This window comes from Rhodanobacter sp. DHB23 (assembly GCF_014842975.1).
Taxonomy (GTDB): domain Bacteria; phylum Pseudomonadota; class Gammaproteobacteria; order Xanthomonadales; family Rhodanobacteraceae; genus Rhodanobacter_A.
In genome coordinates, this window is record NZ_JACYXK010000026.1 from 186,099 (window position 1) to 211,372 (window position 25,274).

The 25,274-nt window shown below is 67.1% G+C and carries 26 protein-coding genes and 1 pseudogene; 10 read left to right on the top strand and 17 right to left on the bottom strand.

What is annotated here, in order from left to right:
* Positions 1–111: 111 nt before the first annotated feature.
* The 8 genes from rplS to IHE47_RS09265 all read right to left on the bottom strand — a co-directional run bounded on the left by rplS (position 112) and on the right by IHE47_RS09265 (position 6,152).
* Positions 112–507 (bottom strand): 50S ribosomal protein L19, encoded by a 396-nt coding sequence (gene rplS / locus IHE47_RS09230; protein WP_192105603.1) that lies wholly within the window; start codon positions 505–507, stop codon positions 112–114.
* 69 nt (positions 508–576) lie between these two features.
* Positions 577–1,329 (bottom strand): tRNA (guanosine(37)-N1)-methyltransferase TrmD, encoded by a 753-nt coding sequence (gene trmD / locus IHE47_RS09235; RefSeq protein WP_192105604.1) that lies wholly within the window; start codon positions 1,327–1,329, stop codon positions 577–579.
* A 19-nt stretch (positions 1,330–1,348) separates the two neighbouring features.
* On the bottom strand, positions 1,349–1,864 hold the full coding sequence (rimM, locus tag IHE47_RS09240; RefSeq protein ID WP_192105605.1) for a ribosome maturation factor RimM: 516 nt from the start codon (positions 1,862–1,864) through the stop codon (positions 1,349–1,351).
* 2 nt (positions 1,865–1,866) lie between these two features.
* Positions 1,867–2,121, bottom strand: a complete 255-nt coding sequence (gene rpsP, locus IHE47_RS09245) for a 30S ribosomal protein S16 (protein ID WP_192105606.1) — start codon at positions 2,119–2,121, stop codon at positions 1,867–1,869.
* Between the two features lie 272 nt (positions 2,122–2,393).
* Positions 2,394–3,773: a signal recognition particle protein gene (ffh, locus tag IHE47_RS09250; protein ID WP_192105607.1), complete on the bottom strand. Its 1,380-nt coding sequence runs from the start codon at positions 3,771–3,773 to the stop codon at positions 2,394–2,396.
* Between the two features lie 65 nt (positions 3,774–3,838).
* Complete coding sequence (locus IHE47_RS09255; protein WP_192105608.1) at positions 3,839–5,206, bottom strand: alpha/beta fold hydrolase; 1,368 nt, start codon at positions 5,204–5,206, stop codon at positions 3,839–3,841.
* Positions 5,203–5,850, bottom strand: coding sequence for an SdpI family protein (locus IHE47_RS09260; RefSeq protein ID WP_225561731.1), 648 nt, complete (start codon positions 5,848–5,850; stop codon positions 5,203–5,205). Before IHE47_RS09260 ends, IHE47_RS09255 begins: the two co-directional genes overlap by 4 nt.
* Positions 5,851–5,867: 17 nt before the next feature.
* The gene (locus IHE47_RS09265) at positions 5,868–6,152 is read right to left on the bottom strand and encodes an autorepressor SdpR family transcription factor (RefSeq protein ID WP_192105610.1); all 285 of its coding nucleotides are present in this window, start codon (positions 6,150–6,152) and stop codon (positions 5,868–5,870) included.
* 119 nt (positions 6,153–6,271) lie between these two features.
* On the opposite strand from IHE47_RS09265, the gene ccsA reads away from it, so the two are divergent.
* Positions 6,272–7,069 carry a cytochrome c biogenesis protein CcsA gene (gene ccsA, locus IHE47_RS09270; protein WP_192105611.1) on the top strand — a complete coding sequence of 266 codons (798 nt, stop codon included), beginning with the start codon at positions 6,272–6,274 and terminating at the stop codon, positions 7,067–7,069.
* A gap of 6 nt (positions 7,070–7,075) precedes the next feature.
* Here the strand turns inward: ccsA and cgtA are convergent, their stop codons facing one another.
* From cgtA to rplU, 3 genes are all read right to left on the bottom strand, one after another.
* Positions 7,076–8,146, bottom strand: a complete 1,071-nt coding sequence (gene cgtA / locus IHE47_RS09275; RefSeq protein WP_192105612.1) for an Obg family GTPase CgtA — start codon at positions 8,144–8,146, stop codon at positions 7,076–7,078.
* A gap of 183 nt (positions 8,147–8,329) precedes the next feature.
* Positions 8,330–8,587, bottom strand: a complete 258-nt coding sequence (gene rpmA, locus IHE47_RS09280) for a 50S ribosomal protein L27 (RefSeq protein WP_192105613.1) — start codon at positions 8,585–8,587, stop codon at positions 8,330–8,332.
* A gap of 19 nt (positions 8,588–8,606) precedes the next feature.
* Positions 8,607–8,921 carry a 50S ribosomal protein L21 gene (gene rplU, locus IHE47_RS09285; RefSeq protein WP_192105614.1) on the bottom strand — a complete coding sequence of 105 codons (315 nt, stop codon included), beginning with the start codon at positions 8,919–8,921 and terminating at the stop codon, positions 8,607–8,609.
* Positions 8,922–9,113: 192 nt separating this feature from the next.
* Between rplU and uvrA the strand changes: the two genes are divergently transcribed.
* Entirely contained in the window at positions 9,114–12,038 is a 2,925-nt protein-coding gene (gene uvrA / locus IHE47_RS09290; protein ID WP_192105615.1) for an excinuclease ABC subunit UvrA, read from the top strand.
* Positions 12,035–12,532, top strand: a complete 498-nt coding sequence (locus tag IHE47_RS09295) for a thioesterase family protein (protein WP_192105616.1) — start codon at positions 12,035–12,037, stop codon at positions 12,530–12,532. The genes uvrA and IHE47_RS09295 overlap by 4 nt, the downstream gene beginning before the upstream one ends.
* A gap of 144 nt (positions 12,533–12,676) precedes the next feature.
* On the opposite strand, the gene IHE47_RS09300 is transcribed toward IHE47_RS09295, so the two are convergent.
* The 4 genes and pseudogenes from IHE47_RS09300 to IHE47_RS09310 all read right to left on the bottom strand — a co-directional run bounded on the left by IHE47_RS09300 (position 12,677) and on the right by IHE47_RS09310 (position 16,240).
* Positions 12,677–13,027 (bottom strand): DUF4124 domain-containing protein, encoded by a 351-nt coding sequence (locus IHE47_RS09300; RefSeq protein WP_225561732.1) that lies wholly within the window; start codon positions 13,025–13,027, stop codon positions 12,677–12,679.
* A gap of 88 nt (positions 13,028–13,115) precedes the next feature.
* Positions 13,116–13,361 (bottom strand): annotated as a pseudogene (locus tag IHE47_RS17750) (S-adenosylmethionine:tRNA ribosyltransferase-isomerase); the annotation flags it as partial.
* 33 nt (positions 13,362–13,394) lie between these two features.
* A complete protein-coding gene (locus IHE47_RS09305; RefSeq protein ID WP_192105617.1) occupies positions 13,395–13,892 on the bottom strand; it encodes a GNAT family N-acetyltransferase in 498 nt (165 codons plus the stop codon).
* Between the two features lie 101 nt (positions 13,893–13,993).
* Entirely contained in the window at positions 13,994–16,240 is a 2,247-nt protein-coding gene (locus IHE47_RS09310; protein WP_192105618.1) for a family 20 glycosylhydrolase, read from the bottom strand.
* 120 nt (positions 16,241–16,360) lie between these two features.
* Here IHE47_RS09310 and IHE47_RS09315 point away from each other — a divergent pair, with 120 nt between their 5' ends.
* The 6 genes from IHE47_RS09315 to IHE47_RS09340 are packed head-to-tail and all read left to right on the top strand — an operon-like array spanning position 16,361 to position 22,662.
* Positions 16,361–17,398, top strand: a complete 1,038-nt coding sequence (locus tag IHE47_RS09315) for an aldo/keto reductase (RefSeq protein WP_192105619.1) — start codon at positions 16,361–16,363, stop codon at positions 17,396–17,398.
* Entirely contained in the window at positions 17,395–18,270 is an 876-nt protein-coding gene (locus tag IHE47_RS09320; protein ID WP_192105620.1) for an amidohydrolase family protein, read from the top strand. The genes IHE47_RS09315 and IHE47_RS09320 overlap by 4 nt, the downstream gene beginning before the upstream one ends.
* A 22-nt stretch (positions 18,271–18,292) precedes the next feature.
* Positions 18,293–19,039: an SDR family oxidoreductase gene (locus tag IHE47_RS09325; protein WP_192105621.1), complete on the top strand. Its 747-nt coding sequence runs from the start codon at positions 18,293–18,295 to the stop codon at positions 19,037–19,039.
* Positions 19,040–19,055: 16 nt separating this feature from the next.
* Positions 19,056–19,916 carry a fumarylacetoacetate hydrolase family protein gene (locus tag IHE47_RS09330; RefSeq protein WP_192105622.1) on the top strand — a complete coding sequence of 287 codons (861 nt, stop codon included), beginning with the start codon at positions 19,056–19,058 and terminating at the stop codon, positions 19,914–19,916.
* Positions 19,913–21,232, top strand: a complete 1,320-nt coding sequence (locus IHE47_RS09335) for an L-fuconate dehydratase (RefSeq protein WP_192105623.1) — start codon at positions 19,913–19,915, stop codon at positions 21,230–21,232. Before IHE47_RS09330 ends, IHE47_RS09335 begins: the two co-directional genes overlap by 4 nt.
* A 17-nt stretch (positions 21,233–21,249) precedes the next feature.
* A complete protein-coding gene (locus IHE47_RS09340; protein WP_192105624.1) occupies positions 21,250–22,662 on the top strand; it encodes an alpha-L-fucosidase in 1,413 nt (470 codons plus the stop codon).
* On the opposite strand, the gene IHE47_RS09345 is transcribed toward IHE47_RS09340, so the two are convergent.
* Positions 22,659–23,027: an L-rhamnose mutarotase gene (locus IHE47_RS09345; protein WP_192105625.1), complete on the bottom strand. Its 369-nt coding sequence runs from the start codon at positions 23,025–23,027 to the stop codon at positions 22,659–22,661. The two genes, IHE47_RS09340 and IHE47_RS09345, sit on opposite strands and share 4 nt — an antisense overlap.
* Entirely contained in the window at positions 23,027–24,313 is a 1,287-nt protein-coding gene (gene fucP / locus IHE47_RS09350) for an L-fucose:H+ symporter permease (RefSeq protein ID WP_192105726.1), read from the bottom strand. The genes IHE47_RS09345 and fucP overlap by 1 nt, the downstream gene beginning before the upstream one ends.
* Before the next feature lie 173 nt (positions 24,314–24,486).
* Between fucP and IHE47_RS09355 the strand changes: the two genes are divergently transcribed.
* Positions 24,487–25,263: an IclR family transcriptional regulator gene (locus IHE47_RS09355; protein ID WP_192105626.1), complete on the top strand. Its 777-nt coding sequence runs from the start codon at positions 24,487–24,489 to the stop codon at positions 25,261–25,263.
* Positions 25,264–25,274: the final 11 nt, after the last annotated feature.

A 25,274-nucleotide genomic window follows, 5' to 3' on the forward strand; every position in this document is an offset into this window, starting at 1 on the left:
CGGGTCGGGTGCCCCGCACAAGGGCACATTCCGGCAACAACCAGCAAACAACAAAAAACCCGCGGAGCGATCCGCGGGTTTCTTGTCTTGCCTCGTGGCAGGCGCTCGCGCTTACTCGCCGCGGGCAGCCGCCTTGTTCGCGGCCTTGATCGCGGCGGCGGCGGCGACGTCTTCCTTGATGCGGGCAGCCTTGCCTTCCAGGTTGCGCAGGTAGTACAGCTTGGCGCCGCGCACCTTGCCCTTGCGCTTCACTTCCAGCGACTCGATCGCCGGGCTGTGCGCCTGGAACACGCGCTCCACGCCGGTGCCGTGCGAGATCTTGCGCACGGTGAAGGCGGAATGCAGGCCACGGTTGCGCTTGGCGATGACGATGCCCTCGAAAGCCTGCACGCGCTCGCGATTGCCTTCCTTCACCTTGACGTTGACCACCACGGTGTCGCCGGCGCCGAACTCCGGCAAGGGACGGGTGATCTGCTCGGCTTCGAACTGCTGGATGATCTTGTTCATGGCGACCTCAGTGGTTTGCGGCATCCCTGCCGCGGTAGTTCTGGTGGCGGCAATCCAAAGCCGCATTGTTTATTGTCCACCCGCCGCGCGGTATTCGCGACGGAATTCTTCCAGCAACGCGCGGGATTCCGCATCCAGCGCGCGTTGCGCCAACAGCTCCGGGCGCCTGAGCCAGGTCCGGCCCAGCGCCTGCTTCAGGCGCCAGCGGCGGATCGCCGCGTGGTCGCCGGAGAGCAGCACCGCCGGCACCTCGCCGTAGGCATCCCGCACCGGCTTCGCGTAGTGCGGGCAGTCCAGCAGGCCGCTCGAGAACGAGTCCTGCTCGGCGGACTGTGCGTCGTTCAACGCACCGTCCTGCAACCTGCCCACCGCATCGATCACCACCGCGGCACCCAACTCACCACCGGACAGCACATAGTCGCCGATGGAAAGCTCCTCGTCGACCTCGTGCGCCAGCAGACGCTCGTCCACACCCTCGTAACGCCCGCAGAGCAAGGCGATGCGCGGCAGCTTCGCCAGCGCTTCCACCCTGCCCTGCGTCAGCCGCGCTCCCTGCGGACTGAGGTAAATCACGTGCACCGGTTCCGGTGCCGCCTCGCGCATGGCCTTCAGGGCCACCCGCAAAGGCTCGATCAGCATCACCATCCCGGGTCCGCCGCCGCAGGTGCGGCCGTCCACGGTACGGTAGTTGTCGGTGGCGTAGTCGCGCGGGTTCCAGGTCTCCACCTGCAGCAACTCGCGTTGCTGCGCGCGTCCCACCACACCGACGGCGGCGCACTGGCGCATGAAGTCGGGAAACAGCGTGACGACGTCGATGCGCATGGACCTCAAACTCCAGTCTTCAGAATTCGGGGTCCCAGTCCACCACCATGCGCCCGCCGGACAAGTCCACCGCACGCACGTACACACCCTGGACGAAGGGGATCAGCCGCTCGCGCTCGCCGTCCCGCACCAGCACCACGTCGTTGGCACCGGTGGCGAACAGGTGGCTGACCCGCCCGAGCACCGCGCCTTCGGTGGTGACGACCTCAAGCCCTTCGAGGTCGACCCAGTAATACTCGTCCTTGCCGGGAGGCGGCAGCTGCTCGCGGGCGACGTGGATGTCGCTGCCGACGAGGGCGGCTGCCGTGTCACGGTCGTCCACGCCGGGCAGGCAGGCCACCAAGCCCTTGCCCTGCGGGCGCCCTTTGGCTCCCGTGATCTCCTTGACCACGCCCGGCGCCGTTGCCAGCAACCAAGGGTGGTAGTCGAAGATCTTCGCGCGTGGCTCGGTCCAGGATTCGATCTTGACCCAGCCCTGCACGCCATACAGCCCGACGATGCGCCCGACGGGGACGCGCCGACCGGCTGCCGTCACGTTCAGGCCGCCTGCTGCTTGCCGGCTTCCTTGACGAGCGCGGCGACCTTGTCGCTCAGCTGGGCGCCCTTGCCCACCCACTCCTGCACGCGCGCGACATTCAGCTCGAGGCGCTTGTCCTTGCCCGAGGCGACCGGGTTGTAGAAACCCACGCTCTCGATGTTGCGGCCATCGCGCTTGTTGCGCTGATCGGTGACCACGACGTGGTAGAACGGACGGCCCTTGGCGCCACCGCGCGAAAGACGAATCTTGACCATGATGAAAGCTCCAGAGATGCCGGATTGCCGGCCTCGCGCACGCGTATCGTGCGTGGTGAATCCGGCATTTTAGGGGGATGGACACAAAAAAGGAAGAGTTGGCGATGCTTTGGCTATCGAAAGCCAGAGCGGTTGCCTGATTGCCTTGGAAGGGCGTTCCTGCCCTTCCAAGGCTCGCCAAGGCCAGCAAGCTGGTCTTGGCTCCGTCACCCGTCGCTACGCGCCGGGTGACGAGCGGGCCATCCATGGCCCGCGCTGACGGGCTCTGCCCGTCAGCGCATGGGCGGCATGCCGCCCATCCCGCCCATGCCCTTCAGCGCGCCGCTCATCTGGCGCAGCAGGCCCTTGCCGCCGCCCTTGGAGAGCTTGGACATCATCTTCTCCATCTGCATGTACTGCTTGAGCAGGCGGTTGACGTCGGCGGGCTGGGTGCCCGAGCCCCTCGCCACGCGGGCGCGGCGCGAGCCGTTCAGCAGGTCGGGGTGGCGGCGCTCCCGCGGCGTCATCGAGCCGATGATCGCCACCATGCGCTTGATCTCGCCGTCGTTGACCTTGGACTTCACGCTGTCGGGCAAGCCGGAGACGCCGGGCAGCTTGTCCATCAGGCCGGCCAGGCCGCCCATGTTGTTCATCTGTTCCAGCTGGTCGCGCATGTCCTCGAGGTCGAAGCGCTTGCCCTTCATCACCTTCTGGGCCAGCTTCTGCGCCTTTTCCTGGTCGACCTTGCGCTCGACTTCCTCGACCAGCGACAGCACGTCGCCCATGCCGAGGATGCGCTGCGCCAGGCGGTCCGGATGGAACGGCTCCAGCGCGTCGGTCTTTTCGCCCGCGCCGAGGAACTTGATCGGCCGGCCGGTGATGTAGCGCACCGACAGCGCCGCGCCGCCGCGGGCGTCGCCGTCGGTCTTGGTCAGCACCACGCCGGTCAGCGGCAGCGCGTCGGCGAAGGCCTTGGCGGTGGTGGCGGCGTCCTGGCCGGTCATCGAATCGACCACGAACAGGGTTTCCACCGGCGTGATCGCGGCGTGCAGCGCCTTGATCTCGGCCATCATCGCCTCGTCCACGTGCAGGCGGCCGGCGGTATCGACCAGCAGCACGTCGACCACCTCGCGGCGCGCGGCGGCGATCGCGTCCCTGGCAATCTGCACCGGATCCTGCCCGGCCTCGGACGGGAAGAACTTCACGCCCACCTGTTCGGCCAGCGTGCGCAACTGCTCGATGGCGGCCGGACGGTACACGTCGCAGCTCACCACCATCACCTTTTTCTTCTTGCGCTCGGTCAGCAGGCGCGCCAGCTTGGCCACCGTGGTGGTCTTGCCGGCGCCCTGCAGGCCAGCCATCAGCACCACCGCCGGCGGCGTGACCGCGAGGTTCAGCTCGCTGTTGGCCGTGCCCATCACCGCGGTCAGCTCGTCGCTGACCACCTTCACCAGCGCCTGGCCCGGTGACAGGCTCTTCATCACGTCCTGACCCACCGCGCGCACCTTCACGCGCTGGATCAGCGCCTGCACCACCGGCAGCGCCACGTCGGCCTCCAGCAGCGCGATGCGTACCTCGCGCAGGGCCTCGCGGATGTTTTCCTCGGTCAGCCGCCCGCGGCCGCGCAGGCGGTTGACGGTGGCGGAGAGGCGTTGGCTGAGCGATTCGAACATGGGCGCGGCATCGGTATGAGCGAACGGGCGATTATAACCGAGGCCGCGCGGGGCCTGTTTGACGCTCAATGCGCGGGCTGCGCCTTCACCCAGGCCGCGATGTCGTCGATCACCTTCGCATCCACATGGCCGGGCGTCTTGTAATCGGCCAGCGTCCCCGTCTTGCCGGCAGGCATGAACAGGTGGCTGAGGCCGGGGTACAGATGGAACGACGTATGCGGCCGGCCAGCCAGCTCCTGCCGCCAGCGCGCGAAGTCCAGCGTGGGCGATACATGGAAGTCGCTGCCGCCTTGCAGAATCAGCATGGGCGTCGCAATCGACTTCGCATCGGCAACCGAATCAATCCGCGACCAGCTCAGCCAATACTCCTGCGGGCCACCATTGAAGTTGCCCGGTGGCGCCGGCTGCCCGGTACCGACTGTGGCCAGCAATTGCCGCTCCCTCGCATAGTCCTGGTCGTCCTGCGCAATCGCCGAGGGCGAAGCATGCTCCTTGGCAAGCTGCTCGTGCCCCTGCTGCTCCATGACATCGAGAATGTTCCGCGCCGGCGCCCCCATCAGCACCAACCCGGCCAATTGCGGATCACGTTGGCCGATGCGCGGCGCCATCATCGCGCCCAGGCTGTGGCCGAGCACGAACACGCGCTTCGGATCGATCCCATCCTGCTGCGCCAGCAGATGGGCCGCCGCCACGGCGTCATCGGTCACCTCCGTGTCGATCACCATGCCGCGGGCGCTTTCAGGATGATCGTAGGGGCGCTTGTCGTAGCGCAGCGTGGCGATACCGGCGCGCGCCAGTCCCTCGGCGATGTCACGCAACGGCTTGTTCGGGCCGATGGTTTCGTCCATGTCGTGTGATCCGGAACCCGCCACCAGCACCACCGCAGGGAACGGTCCATGGCCCGCCGGCAAGGTCAAGGCCCCGCGCAGCGGGCCGAACGGTGTCGGCACGTCCAGCGGCGAAACCCGAACACCGTCAGCCTCGACATGCGCCTCCACGCCATGCGGCGCAGTCTTCTGCGTCGTTATCGCCACCATCGTCGGGGGCGCGAAGCGCAACATTGCGATCCGGCCCTGCGCATCGCACGCGGTCACCATGTCCAGCGGCCCCTTGGCAAGGTTCAGCTGCGTGACGAATACCGGCTGGTCGTTCGCGTACAGCTTTTGTACCGGAGTACTGGAGACGTAGGAGCCGCTCTGCCCCTGGAGGGCGGCCCAAGCCTGCTTGAGCTTGTCCTCATCCAACTTCGCAGCCAGTTCCGGACCGAAGTTCCTGCCGGCCCCGGCGTACTCGGCATGCACCAGCGCATCCAGCAGGGTTGCGGAACGCGCCGCGCACGGCTCTGCCGGCTCTCCCGCTGCTGCGTGCACGAACGGAGTGGCCAGCAACATGCCCGCAGCAAGCGTGACGTGCGGGATCGAACGCAGTTTCATGGCGAATCTCCCTCTGACGAATGATGCCCCTCGAGGCGTCGATAGATGAAGTACGAACACACGTGCGGGATCAGCAGCACGACCACCACCGCAGCCAGCATCCATCCCGCCATGGCACCGATCAGCCCCAGCACGACCATCGCCGCGCCGGCCAGCACGTACACCCAGCCAGCCAGCCGGTGCGTGCGTTCCCACGCTGCCTCGCTGGCCAACGTCCATGGCGTGCGGATGCCGACGAAGAAGTTGCGGCGCAACTTGCCCATGTAATTGCCCAGTACGATCAGCAGCACGCCGACTCCCAGTGGCGCTATGGTCGCCATGGGTACGGCATGGCCGGCCCCGGCCAGCATCGCGGTGACGCCCAGTACCAGCATCACGCCCTGAATCACCAGCATCAGCACGCCATAGACGCCGGCGAAGGATTCCATTTCGAAACGCTTCGGCGAGATCCGCGGCAACGTCACCGTCAACACGGCTAGGGCGGCAATCAGCAACGGCCACATGGCCGCGGCCCAGAATCGGGGCGAATAGCCATTCGGTTGCCCGCCGACGCCCCAGTGGGTCGCCACGCGTGCCGGCATCTGCGGATAAAGCCAAACCGCCACACCCACGGCGATGGCCACGAAAACGGCGGAAACGATCAAGGTACGTGCGGGTTTCATCACTTGCCTCCAACCTTGCCCTTGGTGGGGAACAGATCCATCAGCATCCGCGCGAGATCCTCGAACACGGTGCTGTTGAGCGAATAAACGATGTATTGGCCACGCCGCTCGGTGCGCACCAGGTCGGCGTGCTTGAGCACGGCGAAGTGGTGCGACAGCGAGGCCGGCGTGATGTCGAATGCCTCGCCGATTTCACCGGCGGTGAGCGGCCCGCCCTGCAGGCGCTTGAGGATCGCGCGCCGGGTGGGGTCGGCCATGGCCTTGAAGACTTCCTGCTGCTTCATGAGCGAGTTCGTCCGGAGAGTGTTTCTAGATACTTAGATATTTTTCTAAATATTGCAAGTGCCGTTGCACGACCAGCCGCGTTCACCACCCGCGGAGGCGTGTGCGACACTGCCGGACCATGTCGCTCGCCTTACTCTCCATCCTCGCCATCGTGTTCTACCTCGGCGGCGCCAGCCTGCTGGCCGCACCGCTGACCGGTTGTCCGCGCACGCCGCAGCGCCTTGGCCTGGGCGCCGCCACGCTGGCCGTGCTGCTGCACATCGCGGTGTTGCTGGGCGCGCACGGCGGACGAGTGGACCTGCACTTCTTCGCCGCGTTGTCGCTGGTCGCCTGCGTGGTGGCGGCGCTGACCCTGCTGGTGAACCTGTCGAAGCCGGTGGCCGGACTGGGCGTGATCGTGTTCCCGCTGGCTGCGCTGCTGCTGGGGCTGGACACCTTCCTCGCGCCGCCCACCACGCCAAATCCGCTGGACTGGCAGATCAGCCTGCACGTGGCGATCGCCCTGTTCGGCTACAGCCTGCTGTCGATCGCCGCGGTGCTGGCGGTGCTGCTGGCGGTGCAGGAACGCGCGCTGCGCACGCACCGCCCGATCCGGCTTGTGCGCGCGCTGCCGCCACTGACGCAGACCGAGTCGCTGCTGTTCCGGCTGATTGGTGCCGGCTTCGCCCTGCTCACGCTCACCCTGCTGAGCGGCTTGCTGTTCATCCAGAACATCCGCGCACAGCACCTGATCCACACCACGGTGCTCAGCGTGCTGGCGTGGCTGATCTTCGGCACCCTGCTCTGGGGACGCTGGAAGCACGGCTGGCGCGGGCGCAGCGCGGTGAACCTGTGCCTGATCGGCATGGCCGTGCTGTTGCTGGCCTTCTTCGGCAGCAAGGCGGTGCTGGAACTGATCCTGCACCGCACGGTGTAACTCAGCTCATTCGCCGCGCAGACGCACGTCGCCGGGCGCAATTTCTGCACGCTCTTCCGCGCGCGCCGCACGCTGCTCCTCGAAGAAGCGCTGCACCTGCTGGCACACCGCCATGGTGTTCTCGCGCGCCAGCGCGGAGACCAGGAACCACGGCTCCTTCCAGTCGAGGCGGCGGACGATGTCTTCGGCCACCTGCTGGCGCTCCTCCTCGGGCAGCGCGTCCGACTTGTTCAGCACCAGCCAGCGCGGGCGCTCCAGCAGTTCCGGGTTGAATTTCGCCAGCTCGTGTTCGATCGCGCGCACCTGCTCCACCGGGTCGGTACCGTCGATCGGCGCGATGTCGACGAGGTGCAGCAGCAGGCTGGTGCGCGAGACGTGGCGCAGGAACTGGATGCCCAGCCCGGCGCCGTCCGCCGCGCCTTCGATCAGGCCGGGGATGTCGGCGATCACGAAACTCTGGTCGGTACCGAGGCTCACCACGCCGAGGTTCGGGTGCAGCGTGGTGAACGGGTAATCCGCCACCCGCGGCGTGGCCGCCGAGACCGCACGGATGAAGGTGGACTTGCCTGCATTCGGGAAGCCGAGCAGGCCCACGTCGGCGAGCAGGCGCAGCTCCAGCTTCAGCTCACGCGACTCGCCCGGCGTGCCGTTGGTGAACTGGCGCGGCGCACGATTCACCGAGCTCTTGAAATGGATGTTGCCGAGGCCGCCCTTGCCGCCCTGTGCCACCAGCAGGCGCTGGCCATGCGCGGTGAGGTCGCCGATGGTCTCGTCGGTATCGACGTTGGTGATCATGGTGCCCACCGGCACGCGGATCGTGGTGTCTTCGCCACCCTTGCCATACATGTCGCTGCCCCTGCCGTTCTCGCCGCGCTCCGCCTTGTAGCTGCGCTGGTGGCGGAAATCGATCAGGGTGTTGATGCCCTCGTCGGCCACCAGCCATACCGAGCCGCCACTGCCGCCGTCGCCGCCGTTCGGGCCGCCGAACGGGATGAACTTCTCGCGCCGGAAACTCGCGCAGCCGTTGCCGCCGTCGCCGGCCTGGACCTTGATGATTGCTTCGTCGACGAATTTCATGGGTATAGGGCCGGGATTCGGGATTGGGGATTCGGGATTCGGAAAAGCGGGTTCGTGCGACATCCGGGCAATACGGTAACAGGCTGCCGGGATGACGCTCTTGCGAATCCCGAATCCCCAATCCCGGCTCTCAAAAACAAAAGCCCCGCCGGAGCGGGGCCCTTGCAGCAGCTTCGGAAAGGATCAGGCCTTCACGACGCTGACGAAACGGCGGTTGTTCTCGCCGCGGACCTTGAATTCCACCTTGCCGTCCACCAGGGCGAACAGGGTGTGGTCGCGGCCAAGGCCGACACCGGCGCCCGGATGGAACTGGGTGCCGCGCTGGCGCACGATGATGTTGCCGGCCTCGATGGCCTGGCCGCCGTAGACCTTCACGCCGAGGTATTTCGGGTTCGAATCGCGACCGTTGCGGCTGGAACCTACGCCTTTTTTATGTGCCATGACTCAATGCTCCAGTTGCTCAGGCGTTGATGCCCGTGATCTCGATTTCGGTGAAGTGCTGGCGGTGACCCTGCTGACGCTTGTAGTGCTTGCGGCGGCGGAATTTGATGATGCGGACCTTGTCGGCGCGACCATGCTTGCGCACGGTGGCACTGACGGTGGCGCCCGCGACAACCGGCGCACCGACGGTGACCGACTCGCCGGAACCGACCAGCAGCACCTGGTCGAAGCTCACGCTGGCGCCTTCTTCGGCGGTCAGCAGCTCCACGCGCAGGACGTCGCCCTGCTGCACGCGATACTGCTTGCCGCCAGTCTTGATGACTGCGTAACTCATGGGAAAAGCCCTTCTGTCGTTATTCTCTTGGGTTCCGTCACGACCTTTCGGGTCGGACGAACTTGGGATTGTAGCCCGCACAGGCGGCACTGGTCAAATCGTGACCAAGGCGAAAAGCGCGTGCCGGGACGGGCAATAACTGACCTATCCAGTTTGGTATAGTTTACTTTTCCCCCTCGCGACTCCCCACGCATGGACACCATCCGCATCCGCGGTGCGCGCACGCACAACCTCAAGAACATCGACCTCGACCTGCCGCGCGACAAGCTGATCGTGATCACCGGCCTGTCCGGCTCCGGCAAGTCCTCGCTGGCCTTCGACACCATCTATGCGGAGGGCCAGCGCCGCTACGTCGAGTCGCTGTCGGCCTATGCGCGGCAGTTCCTCTCGATGATGGAGAAGCCCGACGTCGACCACATCGAGGGCCTGTCGCCGGCGATCTCCATCGAGCAGAAATCCACCTCGCACAACCCGCGCTCCACCGTGGGTACGATCACCGAGGTGTACGACTACCTGCGCCTGCTGTACGCCCGCGTGGGCACGCCGCGCTGCCCCGACCACGGCATCCCGCTGGAAGCGCAGACGATCAGCCAGATGGTGGACGCCACCCTCGCGCTGGACCCGGAAAAGCGCTGGATGCTGCTGGCGCCGGTGGTGCGCGAGCGCAAGGGCGAACACGTGCAGGTGTTCGAGCAATTGCGCGCGCAGGGCTTCGTGCGCGCCCGCGTGGACGGCGCGGTGTACGACCTCGACGCGGTGCCGCCGCTGGGCCTGCGCATCAAGCACACCATCGAGGCGGTGATCGACCGCTTCCGTCCGCGCGATGACATCAAGCAGCGCCTGGCCGAATCCTTCGAGACCGCGCTGCGGCTCGGCGACGGACTGGTGATCCTGGCCGACATGGACGACCCGTCCGCGAAGGAGCAATTGTTTTCCTCGCGCTATTCCTGCCCGGTGTGCGACTACTCGCTGCCGGAACTGGAACCGCGGCTGTTCTCGTTCAACTCGCCGGTCGGCGCCTGCCCGAGCTGCGACGGCCTCGGCGTGACCCAGGTGTTCGACCCGGCGCGCGTGGTGGGCCATCCGGAACTGCCGCTGTCAGGCGGCGCGATCCGCGGCTGGGACCGGCGCAACCCGCACTACTTCCAGATGCTGCAGTCGCTGGCCACGCACTACGGCTTCGACGTGGACACCCACTGGCAGGATCTGCCGAAGGCCACGCAGCAGGCGATCCTGCACGGCAGCGGCAAGGAGAAAATCGCCTTCCGCTACCTCACCGAACGCGGCGGCCGCGTCACCCGCGAGCATGCGTTCGAAGGCATCCTGCCCAACCTCGAGCGGCGCTACAAGGAAACCGAGTCCGCCGCCGTGCGCGAGGAACTGGCGAAGTACATCAGCGACACGCCCTGCCCGACCTGCGAAGGCCAGCGCCTGAACCGCTCGGCCCGCAACGTGTTCGTGGCCGACCACGCGCTGCCCGCGCTCACCAACCGCTCCATCGACGATGCGCTGGCCTTCTTCGCCAAGCTCAAGCTCGACGGCTGGCGCGGCGAGATCGCGGCGAAGATCGTCAAGGAGATCCGCGAGCGCCTCACCTTCCTCAACGACGTGGGCCTCAACTACCTCACGCTGGACCGCCAGGCCGACACGCTGTCCGGCGGCGAGGCACAGCGCATTCGCCTCGCCTCGCAGATCGGCGCCGGCCTGGTCGGCGTGATGTACGTGCTGGACGAGCCGTCCATCGGCCTGCACCAGCGCGACAACGAGCGCCTGCTCGGCACGCTCACCCGCCTGCGCGACCTCGGCAACACGGTGATCGTGGTCGAGCACGACGAGGACGCCATCCGCATGGCCGACCACGTGCTCGACATCGGCCCCGGCGCCGGCGTGCACGGCGGCGAGATCGTGGCACAGGGCACGGTGAAGGACATGCTTGCCTCGAAGCGCTCGGTCACCGGCCAGTTCCTGTCCGGCGCGCGTGCGATCGAAGTGCCGAAGCAACGGCGCCAGCCCAACGACGACGCGTACTGGCTGCGCCTGCACGGCGCCAGCGGCAACAACCTGAAGAACGTGGACCTGGACATCCCCGCTGGGCTGTTCACCTGCGTCACCGGCGTGTCCGGTTCGGGCAAGTCGACGCTGATCAACGACACCTTGTTTCGCCTCGCCGCCAGCGAACTCAACGGCGCCGGCACGCAACCCGCGCCGTACAAATCGGTGCAGGGACTGCAGCTGTTCGACAAGGTGGTGGACATCGACCAGTCGCCGATCGGCCGCACGCCGCGCTCCAACCCAGCGACCTATACCGGCCTGTTCACGCCGCTGCGCGAGCTGTTCGCGCAGGTGCCGGAGGCGCGCGCGCGTGGCTACGAGCCCGGCCGCTTCAGCTTCAACGTGCGCGGCGGCCGCTGCGAGGCCTGCGAAGGCGACGGCATGCTGAAGGTGGAGATGCACTTCCTGCCCGACGTCTACGTGCCCTGTGACGTCTGCCACGGCAAGCGCTACAACCGCGAGACGCTGGAGATCCACTACAAGGGCCACACCATCGCCGACGTGCTCGACATGACGGTGGAGGATGCGCTCAAGCTGTTCGAGAACGTGCCGGTGATCGCGCGCAAGCTCGACACGCTGCGCGCGGTGGGCCTGGACTACATCAAGCTCGGCCAGAGCGCGACCACGCTGTCCGGCGGCGAGGCGCAGCGCGTGAAGCTCTCCAAGGAACTCAGCAAGCGCGACACCGGCAACACGCTGTACATCCTCGACGAACCGACCACCGGCCTGCACTTCCACGACATCGAGCAACTGCTCGACGTGCTGCACCAGCTGGTCGACCAGGGCAACAGCGTGGTGGTGATCGAGCACAACCTCGACGTGATCAAGACCGCCGACTGGGTGGTCGACCTCGGCCCCGAGGGCGGCGCGGGCGGTGGCCGCATCCTGGTCAGCGGCACGCCGGAAGCCGTGGCGGCCACGCCCGAATCGCACACCGGCCGCTTCCTCGCGCCGCACCTGAAACCCATCAAGCAAACCGCTGCAAAGCGCACGAAGAACGAACTCAAGCACATCGCCTCGGCCGACAAGCACAAGCCGATGCGCGGGAAGAAGAAAACCTCATGAGCAACACCGACAAAACATCCCCCAGGCCGGCTCGCCGCGGCAAGAAGGCCGAACCCGCCGCCACCGCGCCCGCAACCGCCGAAGCCACCCAAGCCGCGCCGCAGCCACTGTTCACGGCGGACATCGCCGCGCGCTGGCGCGACCTCGACGCCTTCAACCACGTCAACAACTCGAACTACCTGACCTACCTGGAAGAAGCGCGACTGCAATGGCTGAGCCACGTGCCCGGCCCGTGGTTCAGCGAACACGCCATGCCGGTGATGGCCGCCACGCAACTCAACTACCGCCGCCCCATCGAATGGCCCGCGCAGTTGCACATCGAGCTTTTCTGCGAACGCATCGGCAACAGCTCGATGACCATCGCCCACCGCATCGTGGACGCGCACGACAACACCCGCCTCTACTGCGACGGCAACGTGGTGATGGTGTGGATGGACCCCGCCAGCGGCAAGCCGGTGCCGCTGCCCGAGGCCATTCGCGCAGCGGTGGGTTGAGCGCCGTGGTTTTTGCGCCCTCCCTGCAAGGGGAGGGCTTCAACGAGTCACTGAAGCCGGCTTCGCTTTCCCGGACTTTTTGCGTCGCGCGCCAGGCGTGGGCGCTCGATTCTTCGCATCAATTCACCCTGACTCGTGTTTTCGTCAGTGTGTATTGGCTGTCTCGCCCTGTTGCGCAGATCCAGCGGCTTGTGCCTGCTTCGCCTGGATCCGCTGCAGGTCGGCCTGCAAACGCTCCAGCGATTGCCTCAAGCGTATGCGGGCTTGCGCCAGTTGCGCCTGCTGCTGCGGCGTAAGTTGCCGCGATTGCGACGAATCGTCACCCGCTTCATCGCCGGGCTTGATCACCATGGCGGGACGGGCATTCGGTGCATCAGGACACGGATGGTCCTGGTATGCCGTGGTTCCGTCCTTCTGCTTGCATTTGAAAATGGATTGTCCGTGAGCAGTGGCCGCCAGCAACAGGCCAAGAACGACAAGCAAGTACTTGCGCATACTCCCCTCCTGGGTTTGGAAAAGCACGCTCCAGAGTGTACTTAAAGCCGGCCATCGGGTCGCCGATGCCCTGCGGGGAATCGGAAAATCAAACTGCCTGCGGCAAAACCAGCGTCGCATCCCCACGCGAGGAAGAAGCGAAACCGCTCCACCGCATGCCGACATGCGTCCAGCATGAACTCGCGTCCGCGCAGCGCCGACACCGGCATCAGCAAGGTGGACTGCGGCACACCGTAAAGCCCATGACGAACATGCTGCCACCGGCGACACGAGTGCGGCGGATTTGCTTGACCGGACTTGCGCCCACGCTGGGCCACTCGCGGCACATGGGATGGCCGCCGCGAAAGTGCGCTCTTACTCCTGCCTCTCAGGACGTTACCGGCAACTCCAACGCCATGTACAAGGTGCCCGGCAACGGGTTGTCGTAGTACGGCGGCACCGGCCGGAAACCCAGTTCCGCATACAACTGCCGCGCGGCATGCATCGTGGCCAGCGTGTCCAGCAGCACGCGCGCATGGCCCGCCTCGCGGGCGCGCCCGATGATCGCCTCCGCCAACCGGCGCCCCAACGCCTGCCCGCGCGCGGCGGGGCGCAGGTACAGGCGTTTCATCTCGGCCGTGCCCGGCACCGTCGTGGGCCGCAGCGCCACGCAACCCCATGCCATGCCCGCGGCGTCGCGGGCGAGCAGGATGTCGCCCAGCGGTGGCGCATACTTGCCGGGCAGTTGCGCCAGTTCCGCCGCAAAGCCCTGGAAGGAAAGGTCGACGCCGATGCTGTCCGCATATTCCGCGAACAGCTCGCGCACCACCGCGCCGTCCGCGGGGAAGCTGGCCGGCGCAATGCTGATGCCCGATGTTGTCGACATGTTTGATGCCTCCACCAGCCGGTTGTCGCACCAGTCTGCCGGAGGCGATCATCGCGCGCTTGGATGGCCCTGATCCCGTCACCACGCGCGCCGCGCCGCTGCTACTTCACCAGGATCTCGTCCGCGAACAGCCAGGTGTTCGCGGCACCATCCGGGAAGGCCGCCGGCACCGTGGCGTGGCGGTTCGCGACGACGCGGACGTAGCGCGCGCTCACCGGCTTGCCAGCCTTGAACGCCAGGTGGAATACGTGCGGGCTCGAGTCCATCAGGTCGGCCTGCGGCTGCTCGGTATCGACCGTGTTCCAGTGCTGTCCATCGCTCGAAACCTGGAAACTCACCTGCTGCGGCGGCAGGATGCGCGAGCCGCTGTCCTGCAGGAAGTCCATGGCGATCGAATGGATCGTGGTGGATTTCTGCAGGTCGATGGTGGCGTCCACATCGGCGTCGTTCCAGCCCGACCATTGCCCGTTGTGGAAGTCGCCACCACCCAGCACGCCATCGGTCAGCGCGGCAGCGGGCGCGTACTGTTTCGAAGGCGGTTGGGCGAGGCTCAGCGGCTTGCCGGTGGCGAGGTTGTCGACCAGCGTGAAGCGGGTCGGGTTGTCGTAACGCAGGCCCTTGCGGAACGGCACCACCTGCAGCGTGCCGGCGTGGCGCAGCGTCACTGCGTCGGTGAACGACGGGGAACTCGCCGTGGGCACACTGCCGTCCAATGTGTAGCGGTTAACCAGATCATCGAAGCCGCGCTGCGCGTGCAACTGCCAACCGCCCGGCGAAGCCACCGTCAACGAATACTGGACCACCACATGGTCCTTGGGGCCGTAGGCCACGTGCCACGCATCCAGCCGCGGATACTGCGCCAGCAGGCGCTGCTGGAAATCCGCCCATGCCGCATCGTCGTGCGCGTTGCCGCGCCACAGGTTCTCGGCGAAGGCCAGCACGCGCGGATACAACTTGGACTCGGCGTTGTACGGGTTCGCGCGCTCACTCCACAGCGGCGCCTCGCCGCCCAGCAACTGCGCGCGATGCGCGGCGAACACGGCGGCGTCCGCCTTCGCGTCATCGGGACTGCTGTCATTGGCGATGTCGGTGTGGAACACGTCCTTCACCGTCAGCGAGTCCAGCGCGCGGTCGATGTAGAACGGCCCGGCGACCACCACGTGGTTGCCGTTCGCCAGCGCCTTGGCCTGCTCGTCCGCGCCGCGCCAGGCTTCGATGATGGCCTGCGTGTCGGCACCGCCCTCGAGTATCTCGTCCCAGCCGACCAGGGTCTTGCCCTTGCCTTCCAGGTAATGCTGGATGCGCTTGATGAAGTAGCTCTGCAAGCCGTCTTCGTCCTTCAATCCCAGCTTGTGCATCAGCGCCTGGCAGGAGGCGCACTCGTGCCAGGCGACCTTGGGCGTCTCGTCGCCGCCGATGTGCACGTACTGCGACGGGAACAGCGGCAGCACTTCGTCCAGCACGTTCTCCAGGAAGGTGAAGGTGCCCTCGTCGCCTACGCAGTCGATGTTCTTGTGCACGCCCCAGGCAGTGGTCACGGCCACCTGCTGCTTGCTGCACGACAGTTCGGGATAGGCCGCGATCGCCGCCACGCTGTGGCCCGGCATCTCGATCTCGGGTATCACGGTGATGTTGCGCTGGCGCGCGTAGTCCACCACTTCGCGGATCTGCGCCTGCGTGTAGAAGCCGCCATAGCGCGTGCCGTCCGCCTCGGTGCGCCATGCGCCGACGCTGGTGAGTTTCGGATAGCGCTTGATCTCGATGCGCCAGCCCTGGTCGTCGGTGAGGTGCCAATGGAAGGTGTTGATCTTGTAGTAGCTGAGCAGGTCGAGCTGCTTCTCGACGAAGCCCACCGGATAGAAATGCCGGCTGACGTCCAGCATCACGCCACGCCACGGATAGGCCGGCGCGTCTTCGATCTCGACGGCGGGGATCGCCACTTGCGCCGCATGCTCCATCGGCAGCAACTGGCGCAAGGTCTGCACGCCCCAGAACAGGCCCTGCTCGGTGGAAGCGCTGATCGTGACGTTCGATGACGTCACCGCGAGGCGATAGGCCTCCCCGCCCTTCACGGCCGGGTCGAGCTTCAGCTCGATGCCGTGCGCGGCAGCGCCCTCCTGCACCGTGATACCGGTCTGCGCATGGATCGCCTCACGCAGGAAGGTGGCGATTTCACGGCCGCGGGCATCCTGCGGCGCCGCCACGCGGGTGTGCGCATCCAGCCGGTAACTGCCTTGCCCCGCCTGCAGGTGTTGTGGCTCGGGGATGATCGAGATATCCGCCGCCGTGCCCAGGGCCGGCAGCAAGATGGAGAAACCCAGCAGGTATCGCGCAAGCATCTTCGACATCGGTACATCCCCTCGTTTGCGTATAGGGTCGCAGTCCGTGGCGCGGCCGTTCATTCTCACTTGTAAATCATCGTTTCATATGTGCACACTAGCATGCAAGGCACAAGGCGGTTTGAATCCATGACGCACGCCAGTACGGCCCCTGAGTCCACACACACCGCGAAAACGCGGAAGCCCGTAGCGCACCAACTGCCACGGCTGTCCTTCGGCGGCGCGCCCATCGGCAACCTGTATGCAGGCGTGGAAGAGCACGACGCACTGGCCACCGTGCGCCATGCCCTGCAGCAGGGCGTGCGCCATTTCGACACCGCGCCCTACTACGGCTACGGTCTCAGCGAATCACGGCTCGGTGCCGCACTGGCCGGCGTTCCGCGCGGGGACTACAGCCTGTCCACCAAGGTGGGGCGCCTGCTGCTGGATGCCGATGACGGCGCGCCCACCGCGGACGACGGCTTCGCCGTGCGCGGTCGCCGCGCCGTGTTCGACTACAGCCGCGACGGCATCCTGCGTTCGGTGGAATCCAGCCTGCGCCGCCTCGGCACCGACCACGTCGAGATCCTGCTGCTGCACGATATCGGCGCACTCACCCACGGCGCCAACCACGCGAGCGTGCTGCGGCAGGCGCTGGACGAAGCCCTGCCCGCGATGACCGAGCTGCGCAGCCAGGGCGTGTGCGGCGCGATCGGCCTCGGCGTCAACGAGCAGGACGTGTGCCTGCAGGTCATGCCGGAGTTCCCGCTCGACGTGATCATGCTGGCGGGCCGCTACACCTTGTTCGAACAGCACGACAGCGCGCAATTGATGACGCTGGCCGCGCGACAGGGCGTGGCGGTGATGGCGGCCGGCCCGTACAACTCCGGCCTGCTCGGCGCGGACGGCGGCCCCGGCGACACCTACAACTACGCGCCTGCCGACGCCGCGACGCGCGCCCGCGCGCAACGCTTCTACGACGTCTGCGGCCAGTTCGGCGCCAGCGTCGGCGCCGCCGCACTGCAATTCCCGTTGGGCCATCCCGCCGTCGCCACCGTGGTCTGCGGCCTGCGTTCGAATGCGGAAGTGGACAGCGCCGTGCAACGCCTGCACGCCCCCCTGCCGCCCGCGCTGTGGACGGAACTGCGCCAGACCGGCCTGCTGGTCGCGGACGCAATCACGCCATGAACCTGGTCGACGCCCACCAGCACTACTGGCGCGTGGACCGCGGCGATTACGCGTGGCTGCACGATGCGCCCGCCATGTTGCAACACGACTTCCTGCCTGCCGACCTGCAAGCGCAACGCACCGCCGTCGGCGTGACCGGCAGCGTGCTGGTGCAGGCGGCGGCGACTGAAGCGGAGACACGCTACCTGTTCGAACTGGCGCGTGCCGATCGCAGCATCCTCGGCGTGGTTGGCTGGGTGGATTTCGAGGCGCCTGACGCGCCATCGCGCATCGACGCGCTGCGGCGCGACGGCGGCGGCCTGCTGCTCGGGCTGCGGCCGATGGCGCAGGACCATCCCGATCCGGACTGGCTGGCGCGTCCCACACTCGATGCGGCGTTCGACCGCATGCAGGAACAGGGCCTTGCTTTCGATGCTCTGGTAAAGCCGACACAACTGCCGGCGCTGCAAAAACGCCTGCAACGCGAACGCGGACTGCGGGTGGTGCTCGACCACGCCGGCAAGCCGGATATCGCGCACGGCAGTTTCGACGACTGGGCGGCGCACATACGCGCACTCGCCGCACTGCCCGACGTCCACTGCAAGTTCTCAGGCCTGCTGACCGAACTCGCGCCCGGCATGCCGGTCGACGCACTCGATCCTTATGTCGACCACCTGTTCGCCTGCTTCGGCGCGGACCGGCTGGTCTGGGGCAGCGACTGGCCGGTGCTCACGCTGCGCGACAGCTACACGCACTGGCTGGAACTCGCCCGCACGCTGGCGCGGCAGCGCGCGCCGCACGCACTCGACAAGATTTTCGGCCGCAACGCGCTGGCGTTCTATCGGCCGCAACGCACCCCCGCATCCACCGCTTCCGCAGGAGACACGCCATGAATACCCAACTGAGGCCACGCGCATGAGCACCCGGCTGCAAGGCAAGCATGCCCTGGTCACCGCCGCCGGCGCAGGCATCGGCCGTGCTACCGCGCTCGTCTTCGCGCGCGAAGGTGCGCAGGTGCTGGCCACCGACATCGACGCCGCTGCGCTGGCCAGCCTCGCGCAGGAGCACCCGGCGATCCGCACACAGGCGCTGGACGTCACCAGCAACGCAGCGATCCGCGCGCTGGTCGAAGCCAATGCGCCGTTCGACGTGCTGTTCAACTGCGCAGGCTTCGTGCACGCGGGCACCATCCTCGACACCGACGACGACGCCTGGCAGCGCTCGTTCCGCATCAACGTGGACGGCATGTACTGGCTGTGCCGCGCGGTGCTGCCGGCGATGCTGGAGCGTGGCCGCGGCAGCATCATCAACATGTCCTCGGTGGCCTCGAGCATCAAGGGCGTACCGAACCGCTTCGCCTACGGCACCACCAAGGCCGCGGTGATCGGCCTCACCCGCTCCATCGCCGCCGACTACGTGGCGCGCGGCGTGCGCTGCAACGCGATCTGTCCCGGCACGGTGAAGACGCCGTCGCTGGCCGATCGCGTGCGCGCGCTCGGCGGCGACGAACAGGCGGTGTGGAAGAGCTTCACCGACCGCCAGCCGATGGGCCGCCTTGGCACGCCGGAGGAGATCGCCGCGCTCGCGCTGTATCTCGCCTCCGACGAATCCTCCTTCACCACCGGCACCACCCACGTCGTGGATGGCGGCTGGTCCAACTGAACACGGAAACAGCATCATGAAACTCGTCCGTTACGGCACTGCCGGACAGGAACGCCCCGGCCTGATCGACACGCAGGGCAAGCTGCGCGACCTCTCCGCCCACGTCAGTGACATCGACGCCGCTACGCTGGTGCGCGCAGGCCGCGCACGGCTGGCGGCGATCGATCCGGCCACGCTGCCGGAAGTCGCCGGCACGCCGCGCCACGGCGCACCGGTGGCGCACGTGGGCAAGATGATCTGCGTGGGCCTGAACTACACCGACCACGCCGCCGAGACCGGCGCGACGCCGCCGGAGCAACCCATCCTGTTCATGAAGGCCACCAGCGCCATCATGGGCCCGAACGACGACGTCATCATCCCCAAGGATTCGGTCAAGACCGACTGGGAAGTGGAGCTCGGCGTGGTGATCGGCGACACCGCGCGCCACGTGAGCGTGGCCGATGCGCTGGATCACGTCGCCGGCTACGTGGTGGTGAACGACCTTTCCGAACGCGAGTTCCAGCTCGAGCATGGCGGCCAGTGGGTGAAGGGCAAGAGCTGCGACACCTTCGGCCCCATCGGCCCGTGGCTGCTCACCGCCGACGAAGTGGCCGACCCGCAGGACCTGGCGATGTGGCTGGAGGTCAACGGCCACCGCTACCAGAACGGCAACACGCGCAACATGATCTTCGGCGTGGCCGAGCTGGTGAGCTACATCAGCCGCTACATGACCCTGCAGCCGGGCGACGTCATCAGCACCGGCACGCCGGCGGGCGTAGGCCTGGGCTTCAAGCCGCCGGTGTACCTGCGCGCCGGCGACGTGATCGAGCTCGGCATCGACGGCCTTGGCCGGCAGCGCCAGCGCACCGTGGCCTACAGCGACGCGGCGCAATCATGAGCAGCGCCATCGATCTCAATGCCGCGCGTATCGTGGCACTCGATACGCTGGACGTGCGCTTCCCCACCTCGCGCGAGCTGGACGGCTCGGATGCGATGAATCCCGACCCGGACTACTCGGCCGCCTGCGTCACGCTGCGCACCGACCGTCCCGGCGTGGTCGGCCACGGCTTCGTGTTCACCATCGGCCGCGGCAACGACGTGCAGACCGCCGCGCTGGCGGCGCTGGCCGAACACGTTACCGACCTCTCCGTCGACGCCATCGTCAACGACCTCGGCGGCTTCGCCAAGCGCTTGGTCGGCGATTCGCAGCTGCGCTGGCTCGGCCCCGAGAAGGGCGTGATGCACATGGCGATCGGCGCGGTGATCAACGCCGCCTGGGATCTCGCTGCACGCCTCGCCGGCAAGCCGCTGTGGCGCTACATCGCCGAGCTGTCGCCGGAGGAAATCGTCGCCGCCATCGACTTCCGCTATCTCAGCGACGCGCTCACGCCCGAGGAGGCGCTGGCCATCCTGCGCGCGGCGGTGCCGCATCGGCAGCAGCGCATCGAACAGCTGCTGGCCGAAGGCTACCCTGCCTACACCACCTCTCCCGGCTGGCTGGGCTACAGCGACGAGAAGATGCAGCGGCTGGCGCGAGAAGCGGTCGCCGACGGTTTCCGTACGATCAAGCTCAAGGTGGGTCTCGACGCGGCGGACGACGTGCGCCGCTGCCGCCTCGCGCGCGAGGCCGTCGGTCCCGACATCGGCATCGCCATCGACGCCAACCAGCGCTGGGACGTGCCCGACGCCATCGCGTGGCTGAAGCAGCTCATCGCCTTCGACATCGCGTGGATCGAGGAGCCGACCAGCCCCGACGACATCCTCGGCCACGCGGCGATCCGCCGCGCGGTCGCGCCGATGCCGGTGTCCACCGGCGAGCACACCCACAACCGCGTGATGTTCAAGCAGCTGTTCCAGGCCGGCGCGGTGGATCTGGTGCAGATCGACGCGGCCCGCGTGGGCGGCGTCAACGAGAACCTGGCGATCCTGCTGCTGGCCGCCAAGTTCGGCGTGCGCGTGTTCCCGCACGCCGGCGGCGTGGGCCTGTGCGAACTGGTGCAGCACCTGGCGATGGCCGACTTCGTGGCAATCACCGGCAAGAAGGAAGACCGCGCCATCGAGTTCGTCGACCACCTGCACGAGCATTTCATCGATCCGGTGGTGATCCGCGAAGGCCGCTACATCGCACCCACGGTGCCGGGTTTTTCCGCGGAGATGAAGGAAAGCTCGCTGCGCGACTATGCCTTTCCGCAAGGCGTGGTGTGGCAATCCTGACAAATCGGAGTCGCATGATGAACATGCCGTACCGCCTCGTGAAATCCGCCCTCGCCTGTGCGCTCGCCTCCACGTGCGCCATGGTGCACGCCGCGACGCCGGCAAACACCGGCACGCATCCGGTCGCCGCGATCCAGGACACCGAAACGCCGGCGCAGCGCGACGCGCGCATGGCCTGGTGGCGCGCGGCACGCTACGGCATGTTCATCCACTGGGGCGTGTATTCGGTGCCGGCGGGCGTATGGCAGGGCAAGCCGGTGGACGGCGCGGGCGAATGGATCATGCACGACGCGCGCATCCCGGTGGCCGAATACAAACAGCTGCCCGCGCGCTTCGACCCCACGCAGTTCGACGCGCACACCTGGGTCTCGCTGGCCAAGGCCGCGGGCATGAAGTACATCGTGATCACCGCCAAGCACCACGATGGCTTCGCGATGTTCGACTCCAAGGCGAACGCGTTCAACATCGTCGACGCCACGCCGTTCAAGCGCGACCCGCTGCGCGCACTGGCCGACGAGGCGAAGCGGCAGGGCATCAAGTTCGGCGTCTACTACTCGCAGGACCAGGACTGGACCGCACCCGGCGGCGCCGCGATCGGCGGCCACTGGGACAAGGCGCAGGACGGCGACTTCGCCACCTACCTGCACACCAAGGCGATCCCGCAGATCAAGGAGCTGCTGGCGAAGTACCACCCGGCGGTGCTGTGGTTCGACACGCCCACCCGCGAGATGACGCCGCAGCTCGCGTCGGAGATCGTGAAGCTGCTCGACCAGTATCCGCAGCTGGTCTGGAACAACCGGCTGGGCGGCGGCTACGCCGGCGACACCGAGACGCCCGAGCAGCACATCCCGCCGCAGGGCTTTCCCGGCAAGGACTGGGAAACCTGCATGACGATCAACGACACTTGGGGCTACAAGTCCGCCGACACCGATTTCAAGTCGACCACCGTGCTGCTGCACAACCTGGTCGACATCGCCAGCAAGGGCGGCAACTACCTGCTCAACGTCGGACCCGACGCGCACGGCGTGATCCCCGCGGCCGAAGCCGAACGCCTGCAGGCCATCGGCCAGTGGCTCAAGGTCAACGGCGAATCGATCTACGGCACCCGCCCCACGCCGTTCGCTGATCCGCATGGCGATTACTCCGCCACGCAGAAGGATTCCGACGGCAAGCCTGCATGGGTGCCCACCTGGGACTGGCGCGCCACCAGCCGGCCCGGCAAGGTCTACATCCACCTGCTCGAATGGCCCGGCAGCTCGTTCCACGTCGCCGACGCGACCATCCACGCCACCGGCGCCTACCTGCTGGCCGATCCGCGGCACACACCGCTCAAGTTCGCACAGCACGGCACGCAGCTCGACGTGCAATTGCCGGCCAAGCCGCTGGATCCGATCGACACCGTGCTGGTCGTCACCACCAGCGTTCGCTAGCGACGTTCGTCGCTGGCCGCCAGCGCGTCCTTCAGCGAAAAAATCCCGCGCATCGCCACCCACTTCTCGCCCGGTTTCGCCCACGGCAGGCGCTGCTGGTAACCATCCATCAGCTGCTCCCACGCCTGCACGCGTGGATCGGCCGCATCGGCCGCCTGCTTGCCAGCGGCGGAGTAGTCGTCGGGTACTTGCATCACCATCACCAGTCGGTTGCCGGTGCGGAAGATCTCCATGTCCTCGATGCCGGCGGCGCGGATCGAGGCGACGATTTCCGGCCAGACCACGCCGGGCCGGTGCCAGTTCTCGTACTCGGCGATGGCCGCCGCGTCGTCGCGCAGGTCGAGGGCGTAGTAGAGGCGCGGCATCAGTTGCCCGCCTTGCCGGCACGCGGCAGGCGCCGCCATGCGAACCACGCCACCACGGCGAAGCCCAGTGCCGGCACGCTCAGCGCACGCGCAATGCCGGCAAGGTCGGACACCTTGCCCATCGCCGCGGTGAGCACTGCGCCGCCGATGATGGTCATCACCAGCAGGGCCGAGCCGAGCTTGCGCTCGTCATCGTCCATGCCTTCCACGCCCAGCGCGAAGATGGTTGGGTACATCACCGACATGAAGAAACTGCAGGCCACCAGCGTGCAGGCACCGCCCAGGCCGGGCCAGGCCAGCGCGTACAACGCGAGCACGATATTGATCACGGCGAAGGCCAGCAGCAGGCGCACCGGCGCCAGGTATTTCATCAGCGCCGTGCCCGCGAAGCGGCCGAGCATGAAGCACACCAGCCCGGCGAGGATGAAATTGGCCGCCGACGCTGCCGAGGTGCCCGGCATCGTCGCCTGCACGTAGCGGATGGTGTAGCTCCACACGCCGACCTGCGCACCGACGTAGAAGAACTGCGCGGCCATCGCGCCGGTAAAGCCGCGGTCGCGCAGCAGCCGCGCCAGCACGCCATCGCGGCCAGTGGCATGCGTTGCAAGCACATGCGGCGCGGTCACCGCGGGGAAGCGGGCCAGCAGCACCAGCACCGCCCAGGCCAGCACGACCAGGCCGATGCAGAGATAGGGCAGCTGCACCGCATGCGTCGCATCCGCGTAATACGCGGTGCGTTCGGCGGCGCCCATCGCGGCCAGTTGTTCGGGCGTGTGCTCCACGCCCGCCAGGATGAAATGCTGGCCGATCAGCACGCCGGCGATCGAGCCCAGCGGATTGAATGCCTGCGCGAAATTGAGCCGGCGCGTCGCGCCATCGGGCGAGCCCAGCACGGTCATCAGCGGGTTGGCCGAGGTTTCCAGGAAGGCCAGCCCGGTGGCGATCACGAACAGCGCGAACAGGAAAACGCCATAGGTATGCAGTTCCGCCGCCGGCCAGAACAGCAGCGCGCCAGCGCCGTACAGCACCAGGCCCAGCACCACCGCCTGCTTGTAGCCGTAGCGGCGCATGAACATCGCCGCGGGCATCGCCACCAGGAAATAGCCGAGGTAGAACGCGCTCTGCACCAGGCCGGCCTGGAAATCGTCCAGCACGAAGGCCTTCTTGAACTGCGCGATCAGCACGTCGTTGAGGTTGTTCGCGGCGCCCCACAGGAAGAACAGGCCCACGATCAGGAACAGCGGCAACCAGCGGGAGAAGCCTTGCGGCGCTGCGGCTTCCGGCATGGCCGGGTATTCCGTCGTCATTCGTGCATCCACCCCGATCTCCCGTTGCGCCTTGCACACTGCCGGACACGATGGTGCAAATATGAAACAGTTATTCACCAGCACAAAGACGCACTGCAGCATGCGGCCCCGCATGGAAGTCCCACACCACATGCGGCAAGCTTAGGGACATCATGACGAAACCCGACTCCAAATACCGCGCTCCCGCCCTCGACAAGGGCCTGGACATCCTCGAACTGCTGGCCAGCGCGCACAAGCCGCTGAGCATCGTGGAAATCTCCGAAGGTGTCGGCCGCTCGCGCGGCGAGATCTTCCGCATGCTGCAGGTGCTGGAGGAACGCGACTACCTCGCCCGCGCCGAAGGCGACGGCGGCTACTGCATCACGCCGCAGCTGTTCCGGCTGGCGATGGAGCAACCGCCGGTGAAAAGCGCGATCGAAGCCGCGTTGCCGGTGATGCACCGCCTCGCCGAAACCACCGAGCAGGCCTGCCACCTGGTGGTGCCCTCGCGCGAGCAGATCGTGGTGATCGCCCGCGCCGATCCGCCGGGCGAGATCGCGCTGGTGGTGCGCATCGGCCACCGCCGGCCGATGTCGCAATCCACCTCCGGCCACGTGCTGCTGGCCTTCCAGGACGAACAGCTGCGCGAGCACTGGCTGGACATCATCGCCGGCCTGGAGGCCGACCTCGACCGCAAGAAGCTCGTGCGCCAGCTCGGGCAGGTGCGCAACCAGGGCTACGCCTGCGCGCGCAGCCACGTGGTGGACGCGGTCACCGACATATCGGCACCGGTGCTGCAGCACGGGCGCGCCGTCTGCGCGCTCACCGTGCCCTTCATCGCGCAGCGCGCCTCGGCGCAGACGCAGCAACGCACCATCGCGGCATTGTGCAAGGCCACCGCGGAAATCTCCGACATCCTGCATTACGGCACGGCCATGCAGAAGCGCTGACCCCGCGTAGG